Annotated in this window: 19 protein-coding genes; 1 reads left to right on the forward strand and 18 read right to left on the reverse strand. The window is 53.2% G+C overall.

Annotation, left to right across the window (positions count from 1 at the left end):
• The first annotated feature begins 1 nt into the window (after position 1).
• The gene (locus tag DVH26_RS24535) at positions 2–1,546 is read left to right on the forward strand and encodes a YifB family Mg chelatase-like AAA ATPase (protein WP_239626463.1); all 1,545 of its coding nucleotides are present in this window, start codon (positions 2–4) and stop codon (positions 1,544–1,546) included.
• Positions 1,547–1,580: 34 nt separating this feature from the next.
• Here DVH26_RS24535 and DVH26_RS24540 read toward each other — a convergent pair whose 3' ends face one another.
• The 18 genes from DVH26_RS24540 to acpP form a co-directional block, all read right to left on the reverse strand.
• Complete coding sequence (locus tag DVH26_RS24540; RefSeq protein ID WP_239626465.1) at positions 1,581–1,955, reverse strand: YraN family protein; 375 nt, start codon at positions 1,953–1,955, stop codon at positions 1,581–1,583.
• Positions 1,945–2,283, reverse strand: coding sequence for an EscU/YscU/HrcU family type III secretion system export apparatus switch protein (locus DVH26_RS24545; RefSeq protein WP_239626467.1), 339 nt, complete (start codon positions 2,281–2,283; stop codon positions 1,945–1,947). The genes DVH26_RS24540 and DVH26_RS24545 overlap by 11 nt, the downstream gene beginning before the upstream one ends.
• The gene (locus DVH26_RS24550; protein ID WP_239626469.1) at positions 2,280–4,400 is read right to left on the reverse strand and encodes a hypothetical protein; all 2,121 of its coding nucleotides are present in this window, start codon (positions 4,398–4,400) and stop codon (positions 2,280–2,282) included. The genes DVH26_RS24545 and DVH26_RS24550 overlap by 4 nt, the downstream gene beginning before the upstream one ends.
• A gap of 100 nt (positions 4,401–4,500) precedes the next feature.
• The gene (locus DVH26_RS24555) at positions 4,501–5,118 is read right to left on the reverse strand and encodes a ribonuclease HII (protein ID WP_239626472.1); all 618 of its coding nucleotides are present in this window, start codon (positions 5,116–5,118) and stop codon (positions 4,501–4,503) included.
• A gap of 156 nt (positions 5,119–5,274) precedes the next feature.
• Positions 5,275–6,162 (reverse strand): ribosome biogenesis GTPase YlqF, encoded by an 888-nt coding sequence (ylqF, locus tag DVH26_RS24560; protein WP_239626475.1) that lies wholly within the window; start codon positions 6,160–6,162, stop codon positions 5,275–5,277.
• A gap of 36 nt (positions 6,163–6,198) precedes the next feature.
• The gene (gene lepB / locus DVH26_RS24565) at positions 6,199–6,774 is read right to left on the reverse strand and encodes a signal peptidase I (protein WP_239626477.1); all 576 of its coding nucleotides are present in this window, start codon (positions 6,772–6,774) and stop codon (positions 6,199–6,201) included.
• A gap of 98 nt (positions 6,775–6,872) precedes the next feature.
• Positions 6,873–7,214, reverse strand: a complete 342-nt coding sequence (gene rplS / locus DVH26_RS24570; protein WP_239626480.1) for a 50S ribosomal protein L19 — start codon at positions 7,212–7,214, stop codon at positions 6,873–6,875.
• 183 nt (positions 7,215–7,397) lie between these two features.
• On the reverse strand, positions 7,398–8,159 hold the full coding sequence (gene trmD / locus DVH26_RS24575) for a tRNA (guanosine(37)-N1)-methyltransferase TrmD (RefSeq protein ID WP_239626483.1): 762 nt from the start codon (positions 8,157–8,159) through the stop codon (positions 7,398–7,400).
• Position 8,160: 1 nt separating this feature from the next.
• A complete protein-coding gene (rimM, locus tag DVH26_RS24580) occupies positions 8,161–8,682 on the reverse strand; it encodes a ribosome maturation factor RimM (RefSeq protein WP_239626485.1) in 522 nt (173 codons plus the stop codon).
• 72 nt (positions 8,683–8,754) lie between these two features.
• Positions 8,755–8,985, reverse strand: a complete 231-nt coding sequence (locus tag DVH26_RS24585; RefSeq protein WP_239626488.1) for a KH domain-containing protein — start codon at positions 8,983–8,985, stop codon at positions 8,755–8,757.
• A gap of 21 nt (positions 8,986–9,006) precedes the next feature.
• Positions 9,007–9,279, reverse strand: coding sequence for a 30S ribosomal protein S16 (gene rpsP, locus DVH26_RS24590; protein ID WP_239626491.1), 273 nt, complete (start codon positions 9,277–9,279; stop codon positions 9,007–9,009).
• Positions 9,280–9,332: 53 nt separating this feature from the next.
• A complete protein-coding gene (gene ffh / locus DVH26_RS24595) occupies positions 9,333–10,706 on the reverse strand; it encodes a signal recognition particle protein (RefSeq protein WP_239626493.1) in 1,374 nt (457 codons plus the stop codon).
• A gap of 85 nt (positions 10,707–10,791) precedes the next feature.
• Entirely contained in the window at positions 10,792–11,142 is a 351-nt protein-coding gene (locus DVH26_RS24600; protein WP_239626496.1) for a putative DNA-binding protein, read from the reverse strand.
• 116 nt (positions 11,143–11,258) lie between these two features.
• Positions 11,259–12,269 (reverse strand): signal recognition particle-docking protein FtsY, encoded by a 1,011-nt coding sequence (gene ftsY / locus DVH26_RS24605; protein ID WP_239626498.1) that lies wholly within the window; start codon positions 12,267–12,269, stop codon positions 11,259–11,261.
• 65 nt (positions 12,270–12,334) lie between these two features.
• Positions 12,335–15,907, reverse strand: a complete 3,573-nt coding sequence (gene smc, locus DVH26_RS24610; RefSeq protein ID WP_239626501.1) for a chromosome segregation protein SMC — start codon at positions 15,905–15,907, stop codon at positions 12,335–12,337.
• 168 nt (positions 15,908–16,075) lie between these two features.
• Positions 16,076–16,774, reverse strand: coding sequence for a ribonuclease III (gene rnc, locus DVH26_RS24615; protein ID WP_239626503.1), 699 nt, complete (start codon positions 16,772–16,774; stop codon positions 16,076–16,078).
• A 62-nt stretch (positions 16,775–16,836) separates the two neighbouring features.
• Positions 16,837–18,075, reverse strand: a complete 1,239-nt coding sequence (gene fabF, locus DVH26_RS24620; protein WP_239626506.1) for a beta-ketoacyl-ACP synthase II — start codon at positions 18,073–18,075, stop codon at positions 16,837–16,839.
• Between the two features lie 127 nt (positions 18,076–18,202).
• Positions 18,203–18,436 (reverse strand): acyl carrier protein, encoded by a 234-nt coding sequence (gene acpP / locus DVH26_RS24625; protein ID WP_079910299.1) that lies wholly within the window; start codon positions 18,434–18,436, stop codon positions 18,203–18,205.
• Positions 18,437–18,449: the final 13 nt, after the last annotated feature.

Below are 18,449 nucleotides of genomic sequence, written 5' to 3' on the forward strand. Positions count from 1 at the left end.
TATGTACGGAAAAGTTATGAGCGCTTGCTTGCATGGAGTAGATGGGAAGCTCGTCGAAGTAGAGGTGGATCTGAGCAACGGCTTGCCTCACATGAGCATTGTCGGATTGCCCGACAGCGCGATTAAAGAATCGATGGAACGGGTGCGCGCTGCGATTAAAAACTGCGGCTTCCAATTTCCGCTGCAGCGCATAACGGTGAACTTGGCTCCCGCCGATATTCGTAAAGAGGGCGCTGCGTTTGACTTGGCAATTGCAGCAGGAATCCTGCAAACGAGCGGGCAGCTGCAGCTCGAACGGTCCGAAGGGACGATTATCCTAGGAGAACTGGCTCTGGACGGGTCCGTTCGTCCGGTTCCCGGGGTGCTCTCCATGCTGGCAACCGCCAGGGAGAACGGCATCCTCCGTGCGATCGTGCCCAGTCCTAACGCACGGGAAGCTTCGCTTGTAACGGGAATGGAGCTTGGTTCAATCGACCATATAGCCGACTTGAAGGCAGGGACCGATTCGCTGTTTAGGTGCAGCAGGTCGTTGTCGTCTTCGCCGGCTGGCTCCGATACCATGTACGCCCCAAGGCAAGGCGATAATTTCAGCGATGTGTACGGGCAGCTGCACGCCAAGCGGGCTTTAATGATCTGTGCCGCAGGGATGCACAATATCCTGCTGCTCGGCCCGCCGGGAACCGGCAAGACGATGCTCGCCAAGCGGCTTCCGTCCATACTTCCGGATATGTCGGAACAGGAAGCACTTGATGTCACCAAAATTTACAGTGCTTCCGGTAAATTTGCCGACCGCAGCAGCCTCATCCAGGAACGGCCGTTTCGCATGCCGCACCATACGATCTCGGCCGCTGGCTTGGTCGGCGGCGGTACGATCCCGAAGCCGGGAGAAATCAGCCTCGCCCATCGGGGCGTGCTGTTTCTCGACGAGCTGCCCGAGTTTTCCCGCGCTGTGCTGGAGGTGCTGCGCCAGCCGCTGGAGGATCGCCATGTCACGATAGGCCGGGCTAGAGCCGTATACCGTTTTCCAGCCCATTTCATCCTCGCTTCGTCGATGAACCCTTGTCCTTGCGGATATTATGGCTCGGAGTCGGCATCACATCCTTGCACCTGCAGCCCGCTCAAAATCGAGCACTACCGCGCTAAAATATCGGGACCGCTGCTGGACCGGATCGATCTGCAGATAGAAGTGCCCCGAATTGACTACGGGCAGATCATTGAATCGCTGCCCCAGCTTTCTTCCGAAGCCATGAAGGAGCAGGTTGATAAAGCCCGGCAGATTCAGCTTAACCGGTACCGCGATACCGGCATCATGTTCAATGGCGAGCTGTACGGCAAGCTGCTAAGAACGCATTGCAACCTTATGCCGGAAGCGGAAGCCATGCTCAGAAAATCGTTTGAAGTACTCGGATTAAGCGTCCGCGCCTACGACCGGATATTGAAAATTGCGCGCACAATCGCCGATTTGGAGGGCTCGCAGCAGCTGAATGCCTCCCATCTAGCGGAGGCGCTGCAATATCGCTGTCTGGACAAGAAGACGCCTGTCTAAAGCAAAAAACGCACCTGAGGAAGCTGTTCTTCCTTCAGAATGCGTTCATAATATGATCCAACGACTGTTGGTTTCCTTCTTTATCGGTAATTACCGATACGACGTCGAAGCGCATTTGATGCTGCAGCTGGTGGGTATGGGCGTAGACTTGCGCGGTCTCCATCACCTGCAGCTGCTTTCTGTAATCTACGGACTCCTGAGGAGAGCCGAATTGGCCGCTTCCGCCGGTTCTCGTCCTTACTTCGACAAACACCAGCAGCGGTCCATCCCACGCAATTAAATCGATTTCGCCCGTACGGCAGCGCCAATTTCTTTGGATCACCCTATACCCCTGCTGCCGCAAATACTCGAAGGCATATTGCTCCCCTAGCGCCCCGAGCTGCTTGCGGCTTATCCCTTTAACGGTCATGTAGGCCCCTCCCGAATTCCTTTGCCCGTTGATCCGATCGGTAAATAAAGCTTAATATTTCGGCAACAAGCTGGTACAGCTCCTGAGGAATTTCCTGATCGAGGTCCAGCTTGGACAGCACCTCAACCAAAGAAGAATCCTCCTGAACCGGAACGCCGTTTTCCTTTGCCTTTTTCAAAATTTCTTCTGCAATATGCCCTTTGCCTTTCGCTACGAGTACAGGTGCCTTGGCCTCATCCGGCAAATACTTAAGGGCAACCGCCTTTTTGATGGGATTCGGAACCGGTTCGCTTCCTTTGTCCGCTTGCTTGAAGTACTCATTGCTCATACGCGAACATCCATTCCCTTATATGGTTTATTTCCATAAATTGCTTGCAATGCCCCCGGTATTCCCGTGTCCTGTGCACTCACCGCTTCTGTGGCTCCCTGCAATTTTTCCGGATAAGGGCTGTACTTTAAGGAAATAAACTGGTAGCCGATACCGGCTATGCCTTGGGCGATTTCATCGCGGTACGATTCCAGCAGCTCCTGCAGAAACGGCTGATCGTTGTGCACATGCAGGCTTACGATACGATCCACGACCTTAACATCGACCATGGTATCCCCCAACGCTGACATCCGCAAATCAAAGACGAGCCTGCAATTGCGGGCATCGATCTCTCCGCGCTTTCCTTTGCGGGATTGGATGTGGATGGCGGCGGTCTGCTCCCCGTTGCCGTTCAGCAAAGGCACAAACATCGTAATGTGCGAAAACATGGACGTTTTATCCGAATTCAGCATAAGCTGCTGACCGGTAATTTGCTGGATGGCCTGTTGGACCGACTCCTTCATCGCTGGAGGAATGTCATTTGCTTGAGCGAGCTGCATGAGCACGCTTTTCAACGAGTCGGCCGGCTTCAGCTGCTCGTTGGATGATGCTTGCAGCAGCAATGCATCTTTGGACATTCCGTCTAGACGGATCGGGCCGTCAGAAGTATCCAGATCAGGCAATTTGAAAAGCTGATGCTCATGCTCCACCCCGATAGCTTTCATGAGCTTCGGAATCCAATGCTCGGCGGTACCGGCACCGCGCTGGGCGGAGCTCTCCGCACCGCTGCGTGCCGGAGCTCCTGAACGGCCTGCCGCTTCGTCCTGGCTGACGGCGGTTTCGGCTGCCGCCGGACGAACGCCAGCGGCAGTCTCGGCAGCCTTTTCTTTGGCGGCTGCGCCGGAAATAGCCGGGGCTGCTTGAGCTTCACCCAGAAGCTGCTCACCCGCCGTCGCTGCAGCTGCCGCTGCTTGTCCGGCCATCCCTGCGGACGATGCTGCAGGCACCGGAGCAGCTGAAGCCGCAGCCGGTGCCGGTGCGGAAGGCGCCGACGCAGCCGAAGCGTGCTGAGGCGCTTCCTGCCCGGCAGCAGGCTTGGCCGACGCAGAGGCCGGCCGTTCCTGTCCCGGCACATCGCCGTCCTGGACAGCTGCACCGCCTTGAAGCTGCGCCGCCCGAGGATGCCCGGCTGCGCTGGCTTGATCGTCAGCTCCGTTAAGCGCCTCCCCTACAGCAGTTCCTGCGCCACTCTGCACGCCTGAAGCAGCCGCCGCTATCCTTCCGGCAAACGCCGTTTCAGGCGCTGCACCGTTTCCATTGGACGATACGGCGGTTCCGTCCGCTACCAGAGGCGCTGTAACGCTTCCTGAGGGCGCTAACAATGCGGATGCAGGGCGGCCTGCACCTTGCGCCGTTCCGCCTGTCATTTCGCCTTCAGCGGGCCCAGAGAGAGGTGCTGCGATCGGAGCGGAAGCTTCTTTCAGCGATGCGACGACTTGCTTCAACGTATCGATCATCGAACGTGTAGATGACGATAGAGCAGGCTCCTGATCCGCCAGCTTGGTTAATTGGGCCTCAAGCTGCTGCAGCGTCTCATGAAATGCCGGACCGGATACGGCCATTCTTACGGCATTTACCGTTTCCGGCGTAAGGGGAATTCCTTTCTGGAAAGCCAGGACCGCCGATGGCATCCACTGCTCCTGCGCCGTCCCTGGAGGCATTTGTGCCATTAGCTTCACGAAGGCTTGGACATTCTCTTTGGACAGCGGGATGCCCGCCTGATGCATCGCCTGAATCAGCTGCCGATTGGATGTCGTGTCCGGCAAGCCTAAGTTTTTCATTAAATCCGTCAAAGAGCCGTCGGCAATTTTGACGCCCGACGCGTCCAGCGGCTTTAGCACGATTTGCCCTGAAGCCGTCTCCGGCTGCACCTGCAGCATCGTGACTTCACCTTGCTTAAGCGGCGTTTCGAGCTTCGCCCGGACCTGCACGCCGCCGATATTGAGGATTGCTTCCTGCTCGGACAGCTGCTGCACGACCATGCCTTTGACGACTTCGCCGGTCTTCAGCTCCAGCGTCTTCGGTTCGGACGGCTTGGCGTCGCCGAGGAAGCCTTTGATAATTCCACTTATATTCACGGGCCGCCCCCTCCAATCGCTATCAATCAATATGTAAACTTACCTTATATATCGGTAAAAAGGGATGATAATTTCATATGGAAACGAAACGAATAGGCCTTTAGAACAGCTCCAGCTGCTCCTGCTGCACCAAAATATTTTTCAGAAACGATTGTCTGTGCATCGGGGTAGCTCCGTATTCGAGGATCATCTCGCGGTGCTGCTTGGTTGCGTAGCCTTTATGCGCGGCGATGCCGTATTCGGGAAACTCCACATCCCAATGCAGACACATTCGGTCTCGGGTTACTTTGGCAATGATCGAGGCGGCGGCGATCGACTGGCTCAACGCATCTCCATGGATGAGCGCCATTTGCGGAAGCTCCACGTCCACTTTCTCCGCGTCCACCAGCAAATAATCCGCCTGAGGCTTCAGCTGCTGCACCGCCTGCTTCATCGCAAGCCGCGCCGCCTGTTTAATATTGATCGTATCGATCGTTTTCACATCGACGATGCCGACGCCAATTGCTATTGCTTCCTTATGTATAAGCTCATACAATTCTTCTCTTTTTTTGTGGCTCAGCTTTTTGGAGTCGTTCACTTCTTCCAATACAAGCCCTCGGGGCAAAATAACGGCGGCTGCGACGACATCGCCGAACAAGCAGCCTCTCCCCACTTCATCGACCCCGGCAATAAACTCGACTCCTTGATCCCAGAGGGATTGCTCATGATCCAATAGCATGATGACGTATTCCCTTCTCTCATGTAATTCATAAAGTTCATTATACTAGAAAGCCCGCTAGCCGGATACTGCCGGGCTCTCAATCGCTTTGCCGGGCTTACACTATCCTATATGGTAAAAAAAAAGAAAAAGCCACCCTAATCGAGTGACTTCAACTTATAACGGATCTTGCGGGATATCCTCCGGCGTTTCCAGGCTGACTCTCCCCATTTTCCCCGCTCTCAGCTCGCGCAAAATCGTCAGGGACGTTTTCTCGAGATCTACCCGTCCACCACTCATCAGAGCGCCTCTTTTACGCCCTACCGCCTCCATGACTTCAATAACGGCATCGTTATTGTCCGGGTCGTCCGGCAGCTTCTCAATACCGAATCGCTCCTGCAATGATGCCCCGTAATGGGCGATCATGTAGCGCATCGTGTGGAACGCAATATCCTCGGGATATAAAATTTCCTCTTTGATGGCGCCTGTTGCGGCAAGCCGCATTCCGACCTGCTGATCTTCGAATTTCGGCCACAATATCCCGGGAGTATCGAGCAGCTCCATCTCGGTTCCCACTTTAATCCACTGCTGGCCTTTGGTTACGCCGGGCTTGTCTCCGGTTGCCGCGATTTTGCGTCCGGCCAAACGGTTGATCAAAGTCGATTTGCCGACGTTGGGAATGCCGACGATCAGCGCCCGGATGGCTCTAGGATTCTTAATGCCCTTGCGCTGCTGTGCTTCGAACTTGGCAGCCATCAGCTGCTTGCACCGCGCCATAATTTCCTTCATTTGATTCCCGTTCGCTGCGTCAACCGGCAGTGCATCCAGCCCATGATCCGCAAAATAAGCGACCCACTTAGCCGTTACGGCAGGATCCGCCAAATCGTTTTTGTTCAGCAGTACAAGGCGAGGCTTGTTTTGCAATATTTCATCAATCATCGGATTTCTGCTGGATAGCGGAATGCGAGCATCCAGCAGCTCGATTACGACATCAATCAGCTTCAGCTTATCCTCGATTTGACGGCGCGCTCGCGTCATGTGACCTGGAAACCATTGAATCGTCATACGGTCACCTCAACTTCTTTTCAACAACGTAATTTACTAGAAATGAACCAGGCTGATCTTATCGAACGGCCAAAAAATCAAATCGGCGCGGCCGACGATCTGCTCGTACTTGACAGGACCGATATCCCTGCTATCCTGGCTGTTGGAACGATTGTCACCCATAACAAACACCATTCCATCCGGAACCGTTTGCTCGTTATTCATGTTTCTCGAATTATAAGGTATCCCGTTTTTGGCCGCCTCATCCAGAGCTTCCTTCAAATACGGCTCGTCCAGCACCTTATTGTTTACGTACACTTTATCGCCTTCCACTCTAATCTTCTCACCGGGAAGCGCGATAACCCGTTTTATGTAATCTTTGTCTTTCGTGGCGTGAAATACGACGACCTCACCCCGTTCAGGCTTTCGGAACGAGTAGATGATCTTGTTGACGATCAACCGCTCCTTGGTATAGAAATTTGGCTCCATGGACGGTCCGTCGACAATAAACGGAGCAAAAATCAACCAGCGTATAAAAAAGACGAGTATCGCGGCGATGAGCAGCGCTTTTACCCATTCCCATGCTTCGTTTTTGAGCGCATTCGGTTTGTCAGCGGTATGTTCCTGCTCCATAAAGACCTGCCCTTTCCATTACGAAATTTCGGATTCGAGAAACCTTTGCAAAAAAAACGAAAAGGAGCTTGCTAAACAAGCCCCCGTTTGTTTTCGTCTTAACGAATTTCTTGAATTCTTGCCGCTTTACCGCGAAGACCACGCAAGTAGTATAGCTTCGCGCGACGAACTTTACCACGGCGAGCCACCTCAAGCTTGTCAATCTTCGGCGAATGTACTGGGAACGTTCTTTCAACGCCAACACCGTAAGAAATTTTTCTTACTGTGAAAGTTTCGCTGATTCCGCCGCCGCGGCGTTTGATTACAACACCCTCGAACAGCTGGATACGCTCACGGGAACCCTCGATAACTTTTACGTGAACTTTCACCGTATCACCCGGACGAAAGCTTGGCAAATCAGAACGAAGTTGTTCCTTAGTAATTTCCTGAATTAAACTCATGTATGACTCCCTCCTTCCACACAGGTGTTCATTCCGCCTCCGAAGTCGAATCTCATGTTGTATGCGTAGAGGACCACCGTAATCGGGCAAAATGCCACAACGTTGTATATAATACCATAACCGCTAGACAAACACAAATGGTTTTTCAACCTATTCTTATTATTTTCATAAGAAGCCGTCTCTTCAATCCTTGGCTGCCGAATCAGTGCCCTCCCGGGCATCCTGCAGCTCCTTCAACCACTTCTGCTCTTCTTTGCTTAAAGGGTAAGTTTCCAGCAAATCGGGACGTTTGCGCCAAGTCCGCTCAATCGCCATGCGTTTACGCCATTTCTCAATGTTCGCATGATGCCCCGACAGCAAAATGTCAGGCACTTCCCAACCGCGGAACTGCACGGGTCGCGTATAGTGCGGATACTCCAGCAAGCCCGTGCTGAAGGAGTCCGTCACGGCAGAGGATTCGTTGCCCAATACGCCGGGCAAAAGTCTCGCTACGCTGTCGATGATCACCATGGCAGGCAGCTCACCGCCTGTCAGAACGTAATCTCCTATTGAAAGCTCGTCCGTGATCAGATGCTCGCGTATCCGCTCGTCGTAGCCCTCATAATGGCCGCAAATGAAGATCAGATGCTCTTCCTGCGCCAGCTCCTCAGCCTTCCTCTGTGTGAACGATTCACCTTGCGGGCACATCAGTATTACGCGAGGCTTAATGGATAGCGGCTCCGTCAACGATTCCACTGCTGCAAAAATCGGCTCGGGCTTCAACACCATGCCTCCGCCTCCGCCATAGGGATAGTCATCCACCGTGTTGTGCTTGTTATTGGAAAAATCGCGAAAGTTCACGGTATTGAGCTCCACGAGCCCCTTTTCTCGCGCCTTACCTAAAATGCTGGAGTTGAATACCCCGTCGAACATAGCCGGAAACAACGTTAGTACGTCGATCTTCATACTAGTCCAGCAAGCCTTCCATTAAACTGACTTTCACCCGTTTTTCCTCTACGTCGACTTCGAGCACTACATCGTCTATGTATGGAATCAGCACCGGCTTGCCGGACTCCCGCTCTACGACCCATACGTCATTGGCTCCCGGAGACAAAATCTCGCTGATCGTCCCGAGTTCCTCGCCTTCGTCCGTAATGACTTTACAGCCGATAATTTCATGGTAATAAAACTCGTCGTCCTCAAGATCGCCCAAATACTGCTCTTCGACCTTCAACAGCCAGCCTTTGTACTTTTCCACATCGTTAATGTGATCGAAGTTTTGAAATTTCACGATGAACATTTTTTTATGCTCGCGTGCTGACTGCACCGTTACAGCTAATCTCGTTTCTTTTTGCGGATCAAAAAAAACAAGCTTACTGCCTTTGGCGAATCGTTCATCGGCAAAATCCGTATGCGGCACGATTTTCAATTCTCCGCGGATTCCATGTGTATTCACAATTTTACCAACGGTAAACAATTTTTCGCTCATTCTGCCCCTCCGGCAAAAGATAAGTAGATAAAGAGAAAGAGTTAGGATCTCTCCTAACTCTCATAGTGTCCACTAAGACACAATTTCAACCGAAACACGCTTGCTTTCTTTTACTGCAGCCGAAGTGACTACGGTACGGAGTGCTTTCGCAATGCGTCCTTGCTTGCCGATAACCTTCCCGACATCGTCAGGATGGACCGACAGCTCGAACGTAATACTGCGATCGTCTTCCACCGCATTCACTTTTACTTCATCGGGATGATCAACCAACGCCTTGGCGATAACGGTTATTAGATCCTTCATAGAACCCTCCGAAACGGCAAATTACTTTTGAAGTTTGGACTCATGAAACTTCGTCAAGATGCCGGCTTGGCTGAACAGACTGCGAACTGTATCGGAAGCTTGAGCACCGGTTTGAAGCCATTTCAGTGCTTTTTCCTCGTCGATGTTTACAATAGCCGGTTTTGCAACCGGGTTGTAAGTACCAATCTCTTCGATGAAACGACCGTCACGCGGGGAACGGGAATCCGATACTACCACGCGGTAAAAAGGAGCTTTGTGAGCACCCATACGTTTAAGACGAATACGTGTTGCCATTTTAATCATTCACCTCCTGCATAGAATTAATGCTATAGTTAGGTTCCGGCCGGTCACCCGAACGGGAACTTCATTCCTTTACCCATCTTGCCTTTCAAGCCCTTGAGCGCTTTGGGCCCTTTCGGTCCCATCATGCTCGAAAATTGCTTCATCATTTTACGCATGTCTTCAAACTGCTTGATAAACCGGTTCACGTCCTGAACCGAGTTGCCGCTGCCGGCTGCAAGCCGTTTGCGTCGGCTCGGACTAAGCAGATCGGGATTTTGCCGTTCTTCCTTCGTCATCGATTTGACAATGGCTGCGATACGGCCCATTTGCTTGTCGTCGACCTTCAGATCCTTCATGCCCTTCATCTTGTTCGCTCCGGGCAGCATATCGAGAATCTGATCCAGAGGACCCAGCTTCTTTACCTGCTCCATCTGATCGAGGAAATCGTCGAATGTGAATTCTGCGGTGCGCATCTTGCGCTCCATTTCCTTCGCTTTATCCGCATCGATACCGGCCTGCGCCTTCTCGATGAGCGTAAGCATGTCCCCCATGCCCAAAATCCGCGAAGCCATCCGGTCCGGGTGGAACGGCTCGAGCGCGTCCAGCTTCTCTCCGATACCCGCGAACTTGATCGGGCAGCCGGTGACCGCTTTTACCGATATCGCAGCACCGCCGCGAGTATCGCCGTCCAGCTTGGTCAACACGACGCCGGTCAGCTCAAGCTGCTTGTGGAAGCTTTCCGCCACATTCACTGCATCCTGCCCCGTCATCGCATCGACGACGAGCAAGGTTTCGTCCGGCTTGATCGCTTCGACAATTTGCTTCAACTCGTCCATCAGCGTTTCGTCCACGTGCAAGCGTCCGGCCGTATCGACAATCAAATAGTCGTTATTGTTATCCTTGGCATGCTGCAGCGCCTGCTTCGCGATCTCGACCGGGCTTACCTTGTCGCCCATCGTGAACACGGGCACCTTCAGCTGCTCGCCCAATACCTGCAGCTGCTTGATCGCAGCCGGTCGGTAAATGTCTCCTGCCGCAAGCAGCGGGCGATGGTTTTGCTGTTGCAGCATCCTGGCGAGCTTGCCTGTTGCGGTCGTCTTACCCGCACCTTGCAAACCGACCATCAAAATGACCGTCGGCGGACGATTCGATCTTGCAAGCTTGCTTTGCGAACCGCCCATGAGCTCCGTCAGCTCTTTATTAACGATGTCGACAACGACCATCGCCGGCGTAAAGCTCTGGAGCACCTCTTGTCCAATCGCGCGCTCCTTCACCTTAGCGATGAATTCCTTCACGACTTTAAAGTTGACATCCGCCTCAAGAAGCGCGAGACGAACTTCACGCAGCGCCTCGTTAACATCGTCTTCCGTTAGCTTACCTTTTCCCCTCAGCTTGCTGAACACATTTTGCAGTCGGGTCGCTAATCCTTCGAATGCCATCGTACTTCACCTCTTGAGCGTTACTATAATCTTCCTGGTCAAATGTTGCGCATACAACGGCGGATGTCCTTCGTCAGCCGAACTTCTAATCCAGCTGACCCAAGCTGTCCACAAGCTGCTTAGCCTGCATCCGTTGGTTGTCGGCCAGTCCGTCCAGCAAAGGCTCGAGCTGTTGAATCAGCTGCTGCCGTTCTTCGTGCTTGGTTAGCAGCTGCAGCTTCGTCTCATACTCTTCGAGAACGGCTTCCGCTCTTTTTATATGTTCGTAAACGGCTTGGCGGCTGATTTGAAATTCCGCAGCGATTTCGCCAAGCGAATAATCATCGTGAAAATAATGCTTGCAAAAGGTTTGCTGTTTCTCGGTCAAAAGCTTCTCGTAAAAATCAAACAGCAGGTTGATGCGATTCGTCTTCGTAAGAACATTCTCTTCCATCACAGTGCCCCGCCTCCGTTAAGGTAAAACACTTTACAGGAACAACAGAACCTATCATACCCAAAACGGAGAATGATGTCAAGCATATTTCCTTGTCACCCCGAAAAAAGCTGCAAAAGCTAGGATTTAAGCGGCTCCTTGTCCTCGTCTTGTTCCCCTTCGGGAATCCATTTACTGAACAGCGCATGCACGAATTGATCCGAATCGAACGGCTGGAGATCGTCCATCTTCTCGCCGAGACCGACGAATTTCACCGGCAGCTTCAGCTCCTGGCGAATCGCTACGACAATGCCGCCTTTGGCGGTTCCATCGAGCTTGGTCAGCACGAGGCCGGTCAGTCCCGATTTCTCGTCAAACAGCTTGGCCTGACTTAGCGCATTCTGACCGGTCGTCGCATCCAGCACCAGCAATACTTCATGTGGAGCATCCGGCACCTCGCGTCGGATAACGCGATAAATTTTGTTCAATTCCTCCATCAGATTGACTTTGTTCTGCAATCTTCCGGCCGTATCGCATAACAGGACGTCCACGCCACGGCTTTTCGCCGCATGAAGCGCGTCGTACATAACCGCTGCAGGATCGGAGCCTGCCTGCTGCTTGATTACGTCTACGCCTACCCGCTCGCCCCATACCTCGAGCTGCTCGATAGCTCCCGCACGGAACGTGTCCCCTGCCGCAAGCAGCACCTTTTTCCCTTGCGATTTCAAATGGTGAGCCAGCTTGCCGATCGTCGTTGTCTTGCCGACGCCGTTAACGCCGACGAACAATAGGACGGTCAGACCGGTATCGGCCATTTTGAGAGAAGCATCCTCTTCGCCCTTCAACAGCTTGATCAGCATTTCCGATAATATCGGTTGCAGCTCGCTCGGATCCTCAATTTTGCGATTGCGGACTTCCTTACGCAGATCCTCGACAAGCTTCATCACCGTATTGACGCCCACATCGGCGCCAATTAGAATTTCTTCCAGCTCTTCGTAAAAGTCCTCGTCGATTTTTTTGCGGCGGGTGAACAAATCCTCTACTCGCTCGACAAATACATCGCGTGTTTTCGTCAAGCCTTCCTTAAACTTATTCGTTACCGCCTCGGCCTTGGAGGAAATGCTTTCTTTCAATCGTTTAAAAAAACTCATCGGGTGCCTGGCCCCTTTCTCTATACTTTAATGATCCCTATCCACACAATGTATCGAAAAACGGGTCAGCTCGCGATAATCGCTTCGTCCTCTTCCAGCTTGACGGACACCAGCTTGGACACGCCGCCCTCTTCCATCGTTACGCCGTACAGCACGTCGGCCTCTTCCATTGTCCCTTTGCGGTGCGTGACCACGATAAACTGCGTTTGCGTCGAAAACTCGCGCAAATATTCGGCAAAACGGGCTACGTTGGCCTCATCCAGCGCCGCTTCGACTTCGTCCAGGACGCAGAACGGCACCGGCTTCACGCGGATGATGGAGAACAGCAGCGCGATCGCCGTCAGCGCCCGCTCCCCGCCGGAGAGTAGCTGCAGATTTTGCAGCTTCTTGCCTGGCGGCTGCGCCACGATCTCAATGCCTGTGTCGAGCAGGTTGTCCGGCTCTGACAAAATCAGATCGGCGCGTCCGCCGCCGAACAGCTTGGCGAAGACGACGACGAAGTGCGAGCGTATCGCATCGAAGGTGGTGCGGAAGCGTTTAGCCATCTCCTCGTCCATCTCGCGAATAACCTGATACAGCGTCGTCTTTGCTTCCACGAGATCATTCTTCTGCTCGCTCAGGAACTGGTACCGTTCGTTGACGCGAGTGAACTCGTCGATGGCGCCAAGGTTCACCTCGCCAAGCAAAGCAATCTCGCGCTTCAGCTCGCGGACGAGATTTTGCGTGCCGAGCACGTCTTCCGGAACGGGGTACCGTTCCTTAGCCAATTCAAAGCTGAGCTCATAATCGTCAGCCAGCTTTTTCAAAATATTCTCAAGCTCAACGTCGAGACGATTGACCCGGACTTCGGTCTGATGAAGATGCTCCTCGACTTGTCGCAGCTGATTGCGCTCTTCTCTCGTCTTGTTCTCCTCATGCTCTAGCTTCGCCTGCCATTGGGCGCGTTCGGCGCGCTTCAGATCCAGCTGCTCGGTACACTGCTGCTTCTTCAGCTTCAAGGTGTTCAGCAGCTCGATCTGCATCACCGATTCGCGCTCGTGGTTCGACATATCCAGCTCCAGCTGCTCCACGAGGCTCCGGTTCAAATCCAGCTCCTTATGTAAGGAGGATAGCTCCGTCTGCACGCGCCGCTCCTGATCCAGCAGCGACTGCTTTTCTTGTGACTGGGAAGCGACCTTGATCTTCAGATCGGTCAGCTGAGTCTGCAGCTCCTCCTTAGCCAGCTCGCCGGCTTTGCGCGCGAGCTCCGCCTCACGAATCGCCTGCTGCACGATTCGTTCTTCTTCCTGAAGGCGCTCCACCGACTGCAGCGCCGTCTCCCTGCGCTTCTCCAAGTCGCGCCGCTCGGCATCGAGCGCGTCTCCGTCCTCGCTGTACAGAGCTAGCTGCTCGGCGACCTGCTTCGCCTCATGCTCCAGCGGCTGCAAGCCGGCGCGAATTTGCTGCTCCTCGATTCTCAAGCCCTCGCCGGACTGGCGCAGCTCTTCCAATGCAAGAGTCTCGGCGGCAATCTCCTTGCGCATCTGCTCTGCCTTGTTCCGAAGCTGCTTCAATTGCCCTTCGGATACGGCGATTTCCTTATCCATCTCCTCGATCTGTCTTTGCCGGCTTAGCAGACTCGTCGACTTCTTCTGCTGGCTTCCGCCCGTCATCGAACCTCCCGGATTCACGACGTCGCCTTCCAGCGTTACGACCCGGTAACGGTATTGCACACGTGCAGCTATACGGTTCGCAATTTCCAGCTGGCTCGCAATAATGACGTTGCCGAGAAGGCTGCCGACGATTTGACGATACGTCTCGTCGAATTGAACCAGATCGGCACCAATGCCGATAAAGCCTTCCATGCCCTCGATAGCGCGCTTTTCCGACTCCGGAATCGAGCGGCCGCGAATAACGTCAAGCGGCAGGAAGGTAGCGCGCCCCAGCTGACGGCGTTTCAGGAAGGCAATCGCCTCGCGGCCATTCCCCTCGCTGTCGACGACAACGTGCTGCAGTGCGCCGCCCAGTGCCGTCTCCATGGCAACCTCAACGTTAGCCGGCACCTTCACAATCTCAGCTACCGCTCCGCGGATTCCCCGTAATTCGCTCCGGTCCTTTGCTTTCAGCACTTCCTTGACACCGTGCATAAAGCCGTCATAATCGTTCGCCATCTCCCGCATCGTATCACGGCGGGAAATAAGCGAATCGAGCTTTTGCTCCCACTTGCGCACAGTCGATTGCGACTCCTCAGACAGCAGCTGCTTCGATTTCAAGCCCTGGCTGAGCTCCAGATAGCGGTTGCGCTCCTCGGTAATTTTACCGATGACTCCGGTAAGACGCTCCTCCAGAACGCGCTTGCGCTCCGTCAAGCCCTCCTGCTGCTCCTTCCACTTGCGGTGCTCATCGCCGAGACGCTCCAATCGCTTGGACAGTCCTTCCAGCTGCTGCTCGGTATAGCGCACTTCATTCCGTGCGTTGGCCATTTGATTCAGCGTCTCCAACAGCTCGCCTTTCAAGCGGTCCTCTTCCCCGCTGCTAATCCCGCCAGCTACGCCGAGCAGACGGTCCTCCTCCGCTTTCAGCTTCGCTTGAAACTGAATCAGCTCCGTTGAAATCGCGGCAAGCTTGTCCTTGAACACCGCGAGCTCCGCTTCCTTCTCCGTAACGCGCTGCTCCTGCACAACGACAGCTTGCTTCAACTGCGCCTGGTTGGAGGCGTAATTTTTTTTACGCTCCTTCAGAACCTCGCCTTGCCCTTCGCATTTCTCGAAGTCTTCGCTTAGCTGCAGCAGCTGCTGCTGCTGCGTCTCGATTTCCTCTTCCAGGCGCCGGGTCTCCCAGCGGTGACGCTCAAGATGAGCGTCATGCTGCCCCACGACTGCCTGCAATGCCAGCTGATCCTTCCGCAGCTTTTCCAGCTTGGCGTTTGTTTCCGTCCAAGAACCGTAAATTTGCTCTATTTGATACACATACATCGCGATTTCGCTGCTCTTCAGCTGCTCGCGCAGCTCTTTATAACGGATCGCCTTTTCCGACTGCTGGCGCAGCGGTTCGATTTGATCCTCCAGCTCTACAACCAGATCGTGAATCCGCAGCAAATTTTGCTCGGTTTCCTGCAGTTTTTTCTCGGTTTCCCGTTTACGCGATTTATATTTGACAATCCCCGAGGCTTCTTCAAAGATGCCCCGGCGGTCCTCTGACTTCGTACTTAATATTTCCTCGATCCGTCCTTGTCCGATAATCGAGTACGCTTCTTTACCGATTCCGGTATCCATGAACAGCTCTGTAATATCTTTCAGCCGGCAAGGCTGCTTGTTGATCAAATATTCGCTGTCCCCGCTGCGGTGAACGCGCCGGGTGACCGTCACTTCGTTGTAATCAAGCGAAAGCGACTGAGACGTATTATCCAGAGTGAGCGATACTTCGCCATAATTGACCGCTTTGCGCGCGTCACTGCCGGCGAAAATGATGTCTTCCATCTTGCCGCCGCGAAGGCTGCGAGCGCTCTGCTCCCCTAACACCCAACGAATGCCGTCGGAAATGTTGCTTTTGCCGCTTCCGTTCGGGCCTACCACCGCTGTTATTCCTTGGACGAATTCCAGCTCCGTCCGATCGGCAAACGATTTGAAACCGGACAGCTCAATACGCTTTAAAAACATCGTCTCACCTCAACGCTATTGTACCACACATTCCCTTTTCATAGAATAAATCCCGTCAGGGAGAGGGTTTCTTAAATATTGGTTATCCGAACAACAGCGTGACAAAAGAAAAAGCAACGGCGACAACCCGTAAGCTGCCCCGCTGCATCTCTTCTTGCTAATATAGCATTATTGAATATGCACTTTCAACGCTTCCAGCGCTTGCGCCGCCGCATGCTGCTCCGCTTCCTTCTTGGAGCGGCCGGAGCCTTGTCCGAGAAGTGTCTCGTTGACATGGACCTGAGCTACGAATTCCCGCTCATGCGCAGGACCCCGCTCATCCACGATCCGGTACTCCAGCATGCCCATGTTGTGCTGCTGCGTATATTCCTGCAGATGCGTTTTGAAGTCGACGGTCAACAACTTGCCTTGATGCGGCAAATTCGGAAACACATGCTTTCGCAAAAATGTTTTGACTACGTCCAGGCCTTGATCCAGATACAATGCTCCGATAAAAGACTCGAACACATCGGCAAGCAGCGCCGGTCTGGTTCTTCCGCCGGTCAGCTCTTCCCCTTTACCCAGCAGAACGTAGAAACCGAACTCCAAATCTTCGGCAAAGCCGACGAGCGATGGCTCGCAAACAATGGAAGCCCTCAGCTTGGTCAGCTCGCCTTCCGATCGCTCGGGATATGTGTCGAACAAATATTCGGATACTGTCAGCTCAAGCACCGCATCCCCCAGAAACTCCAGACGTTCATTATCCTTGTAGTTGCCGACACGATGCTCGTTGACATAGGAAGAATGGGTGAACGCCTGCCTTAAAAGCTCGGGTTTGCGAAAAGTTATATTCAACGCCGCCTGCAGTTGCTTCAGGTTTCGATGCATGCCTTCACCACCTACTCGGACATCCGGTTCATTAGTTTCGTCACGCGTCGCGCGTCATTAGGTTATTGCTCGTATTTTTTCAAAATAATCGTTGCATTATGTCCGCCGAAGCCGAACGAATTCGACATGGCTATCTTTACGTCCGCTTGGCGAGGCTTATTCGGAACATAATCCAGATCGCACTCCGGATCCTGATTGTCCAAGTTGATTGTAGGAGCAATCATGCCGTTCTTCAAGGTCAAGCCGCAGATGAGAGCTTCCACTCCGCCTGCCGCTCCCAGTAAATGGCCGGTCATCGACTTCGTCGAGCTGACCGCTACTTTGTAAGCGTGATCTCCCAGCGCTTTCTTAATGGCCGTCGTTTCGGAACGATCGCCTACCGGTGTTGACGTACCGTGTGCATTAATATAATCAATCTCGGAAGGCTCGATCCCCGCATCCTTGATCGCTTTGCTCATACAGCGCGCTGCTCCGTCCGGATCGGGATCCGTCATATGATAAGCGTCGCCGCTCATTCCGTAGCCGATTACTTCGCCGTAAATGCGTGCACCGCGCTTCTGTGCATGCTCCAGGGACTCGAGAATCAAAATGCCCGAGCCTTCGCCCATAACGAATCCGTCTCTGTCCGTATCGAACGGACGGCTTGCTTTCTCAGGCTCCTCATTGCGTGTAGACATAGCGCGCAGAGCGCAAAATCCCGCTACGCCGGTCGGACTGATCGTTGCTTCCGCGCCGCCGCAGATCATGACGTCGGCATCGCCGCGCTGAATCATTTTATATGAATCACCGATGGAGTGGGTTCCCGTTGCGCAAGCGGTTACCGCTGTGCTGTTGGGACCTTTTGCTCCAGTCAGCATCGAGATTTGTCCCGACGCCATGTTCGCGATCATCATCGGAATAAAGAACGGGCTGACGCGCTTCGGTCCTTTTTCCAGCAATATTTTGTGCTGCTCTTCCCATGTAGACAAGCCCCCGATACCGGAGCCGACATAAACACCCACACGCTCGGGATCCGTATCTTCTTTAACATTAAGTCCTGCATCCTTTAGTGCGGACAGGCTGGCCGCGACGGCAAACTGCACGAAGCGGTCCATCCGTCGTGCTTCCTTTTTATCGAAATACTGCTCAGGATTAAAGTCTTTGATCTCAGCAGCAATGCGCGTTGGATATTCGCTCACATCGAACAGTTCAATCATGCCTACTCCGGATTTCCCTGCCATCAGGTTTCCCCAGAAAGTTTCCAGATCATGTCCCAAGGAGGTCATGACGCCCATACCTGTTATGACAACTCTTTGCTTCACTTTAATCCACCTCTATCTAAAATAACAATGTTATGTATATATTCGTCATTTTTTATGAATTTGTCAACGTTCGGTCAGGATGAATGGAGATAAGTCCCGTCTAAGGAAATAACGGGACTTATACTAATTAAGTATGAGATTTTATGTACTCAACTACTTGACCTACCGTAGTTATTTTCTCTGCGTCTTCATCAGAGATTTCCATATCAAACTCATCTTCCAATTCCATTACTAATTCTACTACATCTAGAGAATCAGCGCCTAAATCATCCTTAAAAGATGCTTCGAGGGACACTTCTGCCTCATCAACACCAAGACGATCGATGACGATTCGTTTCACGCGATCTAAAACATCGGACATCCGGTTCACCTCC

This window comes from Paenibacillus sp. H1-7, from assembly GCF_022354825.1.
GTDB lineage: Bacteria > Bacillota > Bacilli > Paenibacillales > NBRC-103111 > Paenibacillus_S.

Bases quoted from the DNA above. Each gene is read 5' to 3' on its own strand.
- DVH26_RS24535 (WP_239626463.1), top strand. From the start codon at position 2: ATGTACGGAAAAGTTATGAGCGCTTGCTTGCATGGAGTAGATGGGAAG.
- DVH26_RS24540 (WP_239626465.1), bottom strand. From the start codon at position 1,955: ATGACCGTTAAAGGGATAAGCCGCAAGCAGCTCGGGGCGCTAGGGGAG.
- DVH26_RS24545 (WP_239626467.1), bottom strand. From the start codon at position 2,283: ATGAGCAATGAGTACTTCAAGCAAGCGGACAAAGGAAGCGAACCGGTT.
- DVH26_RS24555 (WP_239626472.1), bottom strand. From the start codon at position 5,118: ATGCTATTGGATCATGAGCAATCCCTCTGGGATCAAGGAGTCGAGTTT.
- ylqF (WP_239626475.1), bottom strand. From the start codon at position 6,162: ATGACGATTCAATGGTTTCCAGGTCACATGACGCGAGCGCGCCGTCAA.
- lepB (WP_239626477.1), bottom strand. From the start codon at position 6,774: ATGGAGCAGGAACATACCGCTGACAAACCGAATGCGCTCAAAAACGAA.
- rplS (WP_239626480.1), bottom strand. From the start codon at position 7,214: ATGAGTTTAATTCAGGAAATTACTAAGGAACAACTTCGTTCTGATTTG.
- trmD (WP_239626483.1), bottom strand. From the start codon at position 8,159: ATGAAGATCGACGTACTAACGTTGTTTCCGGCTATGTTCGACGGGGTA.
- rimM (WP_239626485.1), bottom strand. From the start codon at position 8,682: ATGAGCGAAAAATTGTTTACCGTTGGTAAAATTGTGAATACACATGGA.
- DVH26_RS24585 (WP_239626488.1), bottom strand. From the start codon at position 8,985: ATGAAGGATCTAATAACCGTTATCGCCAAGGCGTTGGTTGATCATCCC.
- rpsP (WP_239626491.1), bottom strand. From the start codon at position 9,279: ATGGCAACACGTATTCGTCTTAAACGTATGGGTGCTCACAAAGCTCCT.
- ffh (WP_239626493.1), bottom strand. From the start codon at position 10,706: ATGGCATTCGAAGGATTAGCGACCCGACTGCAAAATGTGTTCAGCAAG.
- ftsY (WP_239626498.1), bottom strand. From the start codon at position 12,269: ATGAGTTTTTTTAAACGATTGAAAGAAAGCATTTCCTCCAAGGCCGAG.
- smc (WP_239626501.1), bottom strand. From the start codon at position 15,907: ATGTTTTTAAAGCGTATTGAGCTGTCCGGTTTCAAATCGTTTGCCGAT.
- rnc (WP_239626503.1), bottom strand. From the start codon at position 16,774: ATGCATCGAAACCTGAAGCAACTGCAGGCGGCGTTGAATATAACTTTT.
- acpP (WP_079910299.1), bottom strand. From the start codon at position 18,436: ATGTCCGATGTTTTAGATCGCGTGAAACGAATCGTCATCGATCGTCTT.